The 7,806-nt window shown below is 75.9% G+C and carries 1 protein-coding gene; it reads right to left on the bottom strand.

The genetic code is table 11. The features are described from left to right. Positions 1-7,806, bottom strand: a 7,806-nt coding sequence (locus ACZ56B_RS32350; RefSeq protein ID WP_468798515.1) for an SDR family NAD(P)-dependent oxidoreductase, incomplete at both ends; no start/stop codon positions are given.

The raw sequence follows: 7,806 nt of genomic DNA, 5'->3' as shown, positions 1-7,806 counted from the left end.
TCCACCCCCTCCGACACCAGCCGCCACAGCTCCTCCGGCGAGGCCACCCCGCCCGGGAACCGGCACGCCATCCCCACGATCACCACCGGATCGTCCACCGGCGACGGGGCCGCGTGTGTCGGCCGGGGCTCGGGGTCGTTCGCGGTCGCCCCGGGCAGCAGAGTGCGCAGGTGCTCGGCCAGCGCTTCGGGTGTCGGATGGTCGAAGACGAGTGTCGCGGGGAGCCGGAGGCCGGTCACCGTGGCCAGCGCGTTGCGCAGTTCCACGGCCGTCAGGGAGTCGAAGCCCAGGTCGCGGAAGGGACGGCGGGAGTCGACGGCGTCGGTGCCGTCGTGACCGAGGACGGCGGCAGCGCGTGCGCGGACCGTGTCCAGGAGCAGGGCGAGCTGCTCCTGTTCGGTGCATTCCGCGAGTCGGCTCGACAGGCCGGTCGCGTGCCCGGCACGTGATCCTTCCGGGCGCGCCCTGATCACGTCGCGCAGGAGCGGCGGGACCTCGGTGCGCGACCGCAGGGCCCGGTGGTCGAGCCGGACCGGCACCAGCGCCGGGCCTCCGCCTTCGCCGGCCGTGGCGGCGTCGAACAGATCGAGGCCTTCCCGTTCGGTGAGGGGCCGGAACCCGGAGCGGGACAGGCGTTCCCGGTCGGCGTGGGCGAGTTCCCCCGCCATGCCGGTGGCCAGGTCCCAGGGCCCGAAGGCGAGGGAGTGCGCGGGCAGTCCGTGGCGGCGCCGGTGGGCGGCGAGACCGTCGAGGTAGGCGTTGGCGGCGGCGTAGTTGGCCTGCCCGCTGCCGCCGAACACGCCGGCCGCCGAGGAGACGAGGACGAACATCCGTGCGTCCGGTAGCAGTTCGTGCAGGTGCCGGGCGGCGTCCGCCTTGGGGTGCAGTACGGCGGCGAGTCGTTCGTCGGTCAGCTCGGTCAGCACCCCGTCGTCGAGGGCTCCGGCCGTGTGCACGACGGCGGAGACGGACCGTGCGGCCAGCAGGGCTGCCAGGGCGTCCCGGTCGCCGACGTCGCAGGCCACGACCTCGGTCCGGGCGCCGGCCTCGGTCAGCTCGGCGACGAGGTCCGCCGCACCGGGCGCGTCCGGGCCGCGCCGGGACACCAGCAACAGGTCGCGCACGCCGTGCGTCCGTACGAGATGCCGGGCGAGCGCCGTGCCGAGGCCGCCGGTACCGCCGGTGACGAGGACACTGCCCGCGCCCGCCGCCCAGTCGACGGGGTCGGTCGTGCCTGCCCCGTCGTGTGGGGTGCGGCGGACCAGGCGGGGGGCGAGGAGTTCCGTTCCGCGTACGGCTAGTTCCGTCTCGCCCTGGGCGAGGGCGGCACGCACGCGGGGCAGGGGCAGGGGGTCGGCGTCCGGAGTCAGCAGGGCGAACCGGCCGGGGTGTTCGTTGGACGCGGAGCGCACCAGGCCGCGTACCGCGTCGAGCACCGGGTCGTCGCCGTCCGGCACGACGAGGAGGAGACGCCTGGCGGTCCCGGCGTCCCCGGCGAGCCAGTCGTGGAGGACGCGCAGGGTCCGGGACAGCGTGGCGTGCAGGCCGCCGTCCGTCGTGATCTCCGTGATCTCCCACATCTCGGGGATCTCGGAGCCCTCCGCGGCGTCGGTGGCCTCCGCCGGGACGAGGTCCGGCAGCGGGCTCCACTCGACGCGGTACAGGGCGTCCTGCACGCCGGCGGGCATGCCGAGTTCGGTGTGCGGCCGGGTGACGAGGGAGCCGACGGTGGCGACCGGCGCTCCGTCGAGGTCCGTGACGGTGACGGTGACGCCTCCGCTGTCCGCGTCCCGCTTCAGCGTGGCCCGGACCTCCCGTACGCCGGTCCTGTGCAGCTCCATGCCCTGCCAGACGAAGGGCAGACCCGGTTCGCCGCCCGTGAAGGCGGCGGCGTGCAGCACCGAGTCCAGCAGGGCGGGGTGCAGACCGAAACCGTCCGCGTCGGTGTCCTCCGCGAGCACGGCCTCGGCGAACACCTCCGCCCCGCGCCGCCAGAGCCCGGTCAGTCCGCGGAAGGGCGGTGCGTACGACAGACCGGCGTCGGCCAGTTCGTCGTAGAGGTCGTCGTGGGCGAGCGGCTCGGCGTCGCGCGGCGGCCACTGTCCGACGGTGACCGGCCGGGCGGCGGACGGTTCCGGTGCGGCGAGGAGGCCGGTGGCGTTGCGCAGCCAGGGGGCGTCCGGGTCGTCCTCGGACCGGGAGGAGACGGTCACCGGGCGGCGGCCGGTCTCGTCGGGCGCGCCGACGGACACCTGGAGGACGAGCGCGGCGTCGCGTCCGGGCAGGACGAGGGGTGCGGCGAGGGTGAGTTCGTCGATGCGGCCGTGTCCGAGTTCGCGGCCGGCGCGGACCACCAGGTCGGTGAGGGCGGTGCCCGGCAGGACCGTGCGGCCGGCGACGGTGTGCCCCACGGTCCACGGGTGGCCGGTGATCGAGACGCGCCCCGTGAACAGGGCGCCGTCGCTGTCGGCGAGCGGCACGGCGGCACCGAGCAGCGGGTGGTGCACGGCGGTGAGGCCGGAGCCGCGCACGTCCCCCCGGGCGGGCGTGGGGGCGGGCCAGTAGCGGCGGTGCTGGAACGGGTAGGTGGGCAGCTCGGTGCGGCGGGCGCCCGTGTCCGCGAAGAGCGCCGGCCAGTCGACGGGCACGCCCTGGGTGAACAGCCGGGCCAGGGCGGTGACGAGTGCGGTCTCCTCGGCCCGGTCGGCGCGCAGCGAGGGCACCGCGAGAACGGCGGTGCCCGGCGGCAGGGCCGGCTCGACGAGGGCGGACAGCACGCCGGCGGGGCCGAGTTCCAGGTACGTACGGGCGTCCGCGTCGGCCATCGCGCGGACGGCGTCGGCGAACCGGACGGTGTCGCGGACGTGCCGTACCCAGTGGTCGGGAGTGGTGAGCTCTCCTTCATCGGCCGGAGCCCCGGTCAGGGTCGACACGACCGGCAGGCGCGGGGCGTGGAACTCCAGGCCGTCCAGGACCTCCCGGAACGCGGACAGCATGGGGTCCATGTGCGGGGAGTGGAAGGCGTGGCTGACGGGCAGCCGGGTGGCGCGCCGGGCAGCGGGATCGCCGGGCAGCGCGGCGAGGGTGGCGTCCACTGCGGCGCGGTCGCCCGAGAGCACGACGGAGGCGGGGCCGTTGACGGCGGCGATCGCGGCGCCTGCCGCGAGGTGGGGACGGACGTCGTCCTCGTTCGCCTCGACGGCGACCATCACGCCGCCCTCGGGCAGGGCGTCCATGAGCGCCGCCCGGGCGGAGACCAGCCGGCACGCGTCGGGGAGGGAGAGGACACCGGCCACGTGGGCGGCGGCGATCTCGCCGGCGGAGTGCCCGGCGACCATGTCCGGCCGTACGCCCAGGGACTCGACGAGGCGGTAGAGGGCGACCTCGACGGCGAACAGGGCGGGCTGGGCCGTCCCGGTGCGGTTCAGGGCCTGTTCGTCGTCGCCCCACATCGCCTCGCGCACTGCGGGATCGAGGTGGGCGAACACCTCGTCCAGCGCGTCGGCGAAGGCGGGGAAGCGGCCGTACAACTCCTTTCCGACGCCGAGACGTTGTGCTCCCTGCCCGGAGAAGAGGACAGCGGTCCGACCGGGTTCGGCGGTGGCGGTGCCACGGGCGATCTCGACGGGTCCGGTGTCGGTGGCGAGGGCGACGGACCGGTGGGAGAACGCCGTCGCGGCGGTGGACGCCAGGGTGCGTCCGACGTCCAGTACGTCCGTACGGTCGGCGAGCCGGGCCAGTCGGGCGTCGAGGGCCGCGGGCGTCCGCGCGGACAGCACCCACGGCACCACGCCCGGCGTCACAGCGGCCCTGCCGGGGGCGTCCGTGTCGTCGGGCTGCGGCGGCGCCGCCTCCAGGATCAGGTGGGCGTTGGTGCCGCTGACGCCGAAGGACGAGACGGCGGCCCGGCGCGGGCGGTCGGTGTCGGGCCACGGGGTGTCCTCGCGCACCGGCCGGACCGCGCCCGAGTCCCAGTCGACGTGCGAGGACGGCGTGTCGGCGTGCAGGGTGCGCGGGACGACGCCGTGCCGCAGTGCCAGGACCGTCTTGATGACTCCGGCGACACCGGCGGCGGCCTGGGTGTGCCCGATGTTGGACTTCACCGAGCCCAGCAGCAGGGGACGTCGGCGGTCCTGGCCGTAGGTGGCGAGCAGGGCCTGGACCTCGATGGGGTCGCCGAGGCGGGTTCCGGTGCCGTGTCCTTCGACGGCGTCCACGTCGGTCGGCTTCAGGCCGGCCGCGGCGAGCGCCTGGCGGATGACGCGCTGCTGCGCGGGCCCGTTGGGTGCGGTCAGGCCGTTGGAGGCACCGTCCTGGTTGACGGCGCTGCCGCGCAGCACGGCCAGCACGCGGTGGCCGTTGCGCCGCGCGTCGGACAGTCGTTCCAGGACGACGACGCCGACGCCCTCGGCCCAGCCGACACCGTCGGCGTCGTCGGAGTAGGCCTTGCAGCGGCCGTCGGGTGCCAGCCCGCCCTGCCGGTCGAACTCGACGTACGTCGACGGCGTCGCCATCACGGTCACGCCCCCGGCGAGGGCCAGGCCGCACTCGCCGCCGCGCAGGGCCTGCGCCGCGAGGTGGATCGCGACGAGGGAGGACGAGCAGGCGGTGTCGACGGTGAGGGTGGGGCCTTCGAGCCCGAGGGTGTAGGCGACGCGTCCGGAGGCGACACTGTGGGCGCTTCCGGCGCCGCGCAGACCCTCGTACCGCTCGTCGGTGAGGAGGGTGCCGTAGTCGCCGTACATGACGCCGGCGAAGACACCGGTGCGGCTGCCGCGCAGGGAGACCGGGTCGATGCCGGCCCGCTCGACCGCCTCCCAGGACGTCTCCAGCAGCAGCCGCTGCTGGGCGTCCGTCGCCAGGGCCTCGCGCGGGCCCATGCCGAAGAAGTCGGCGTCGAAGTCGCCTGCCCCGGTGAGGAATCCGCCGCGCCGGACGTCGTCCCAGCCGCGTTCGGCGGGTACGTCGCCGATGGCGTCCACGCCGCCCGTGACCAGCCGCCACAGGTCCTCGGGCGAGGCCACGCCACCGGGGAAGCGGCAGGCCATGCCGACGACGGCCACCGGATCGTCGGCGACCGAGGGGACCGGGAGTGGTCGTTCGGTGGGGACCGGGCGGCGGCCGGCCAGTTCCTCGCGGAGGCGGGCGGCGAGGTCGGCGGCCGTCGGGTGGTCGAAGACGAGGGTCGCGGTCAGCCGCAGGCCGGTGGCGGCGGCCAGGGCGTTGCGCAGTTCGACGGCGGTCAGCGAGTCGAAGCCCAGCTCGCGCAAGGGGCGTTGCGGGTCGACGGCCTCGGCGTGCCGATGCCCGAGGACGCGGGCCACCTCGTGGCGGACGAGCCCGAGCAGTTCCCGCAGCTGCTCGTCGGGGTTCAGGCGGGCGAGGGCGGTCGCGAGGTCGGTGGTGCGGGACGGCACGGCCGTCGCCGCCGCTGCCGTACGGCGCGGGTCCCTGACCAGTCCGCGTAGCACCGCCGGAAGACCGTCGGACGCGCCCGCCGCGCGCAGGGCCGCGGAGTCGAGGCGCAACGGGAGGACGGCCGGCTCGGCGCTCGCGAGGGCGGCGTCGAAGAGGGCGAGAGCGGCGTCGGTGGACAGCGGCAGCAGCCCGGTGCGCGCCATACGGGCGCGGTCGGCGTCCGTCAGCTGCCCCGCCATCCCGGCCGGTGTCTCCCAGGGCCCCCACGCCAGCGACAGGCCCGGCAGTCCGGCGGTCCGGCGGTGGCGGACGAGGGCGTCGAGGAAGGCGTTGGCAGCGGCGTAGTTGCCCTGACCGGGACTGCCGAGCGTCCCGGCGGCGGACGAGAACACCACGAACGGGCCGCAGTCGCCCAGGAGTTCGTGCAGGTGGCGTGCCGCGTCGGCCTTGGGCCGCAGCACGGCCGCCACCCGCTCCTCGCTCAGCGCGGTCACCACCCCGTCGTCGAGGACACCGGCCGTGTGGACGACACCGGCCAGGGTCCGCCCGGCCAGCAGGCCGGCCAGCGCCTCCCGGTCGCCCACGTCGCAGGCGGCGGTCTCGACGCGGGCACCGGCCGCGGTCAGGTCTGCGGCAAGTTCGGCGGCGCCGGGTGCGTCCGGACCCCGCCGCGAGACGAGCAGCAGGTCCCGCACCCCGTGCCGGGTCACCAGATGCCGGGCCACGGCCGCGCCGAGGCCACCCGTGCCGCCGGTGACGAGGACGGCACCGGGACGGTCCCACGTCGTCTCCGCGGCCGGCGTCGGTGTCGCTCGGGCCAGCCGGGGCACGAGGACGTCCGTGCCCCGCACGACCGCCTCGGGTTCGCCGCCGTCGAGCAGCACCCCGAGTGCGGTACGCAACGCCTCCGCGGACGCGGTGCCCTCGAGTGCGAGCGCGGCCACCCGCCCGGGGTGCTCGGCCGCGGCGGACCTCAGCAGGCCCCGCACGGCAGCCGTCGCCGGATCCGAGGCGTCCGGGACGACCACGACGAGGCGCTGCTCCGACTCCGGCGCGAGGGCTTCCTGGAGCAGGGTCAGGGCGGGACGGACAACCGTCGCGACGTCGCTGTCCGGCACAGGAGACGCCGGGAGCACGGCGATCCGCACCTCGGCGCCCTCGTCACCGGCGGTCGACCCGGCCCCGCGCAGGGCGGTGGTGACGTACGCGTCGGTGTCCCCGGACACCGTCAGCGTGCCGTCGTACGGGGGCACCGGTCCGGCGGGCACCAGCTCCACCCGGTACAGGGGGCCCGCGGCGGTGCCCGCTTGTCCTTCCGCGACGGGGCGCACGGTCAGGGCGTCGACGGTGGCGACGAGCTGCCCGGCCGGGTCGGCGAGGGTCACACGGACGCGGTCCGGCGCGAGGAGAGCCAGCCGGCCGCGTACGGCCGTCGCCCCGTCGGCGTGCAGGGTGACACCCTCCCAGGAGAAGGGCACCACACCGTCACCGACGAGCAGTGAGGTCCCCTGGAGGGCGGCATCGAAGAGGGCGGGGTGCAGGGCGAAGCCCCGCGGTTCCGTTCCGTCGGGCAGCTGTGCCTCGACGAACACCTCGTCACCGCGCCGCCAGGCGGCACGCAGCCCCTGGAACCCCGGTCCGTAGTCGAACCCGGTCACGGTGCGCTCGGCGTAGAACGCTCCCAGCTCGACCGGCACGGCGTCCGCAGGAGGCCACACGGCGAACTCCGGAACGGGACCTGGGTGTTCGCCTGCACCGTCACCGCAGAGGAGGCCGGTTGCGTGGACCGTCCACGGGGAGTCGCCCGTGGCGCTCTCCGGACGCGCGTGCACAGCGACGGGCCGGCGCCCGTCCCGGTCGGCGGCACCGATCGCGACCTGGAGGCACATGGCGCCGTGGGCGGGCACGACGAGCGGAGTGCCCAGAGTCAGCTCGTCGACGCGCTCGCACCCGTACTCCTCCCCCGCCCGGGCCGCCAGTTCCACCAGGGCCGCGCCGGGCAGCAGCGTGCGGCCCAGCACCGTGTGGTCGGCCAGCCACGGCTGCACCGCGCGCGACAGCCGCCCCGTGAGGACGACACCGTCCCCGTCGGCGAGCGGCACGGCCGCCCCCAGCAGACCGTGCTCGGCCGGGACCAGGCCCAGACCGACGGCGTCCCGGGCCGACAGCGACGGCTCGGGCCAGAAGGTCCGGTGCTGGAAGGGGTACGTGGGCAGCTCCACGGCGCCCCGGATCCGCCCGGCGTCGAACAGCGCGGCCCAGTCGACGGGCGTACCCCGTACATGCAGTTCCGCCAACGCGGTGAGCACCGACGCCTCCTCGGGACGGTCCTTGCGCAGTACCGGCACCGCGAGGGCGGCCCGGGGTGCGGACTGCGCGATGAGGGCG

It is taken from the genome of Streptomyces sp. NPDC034670 (assembly GCF_055574875.1).
This window is presented reverse-complemented; position numbering and strand designations above follow the sequence as displayed.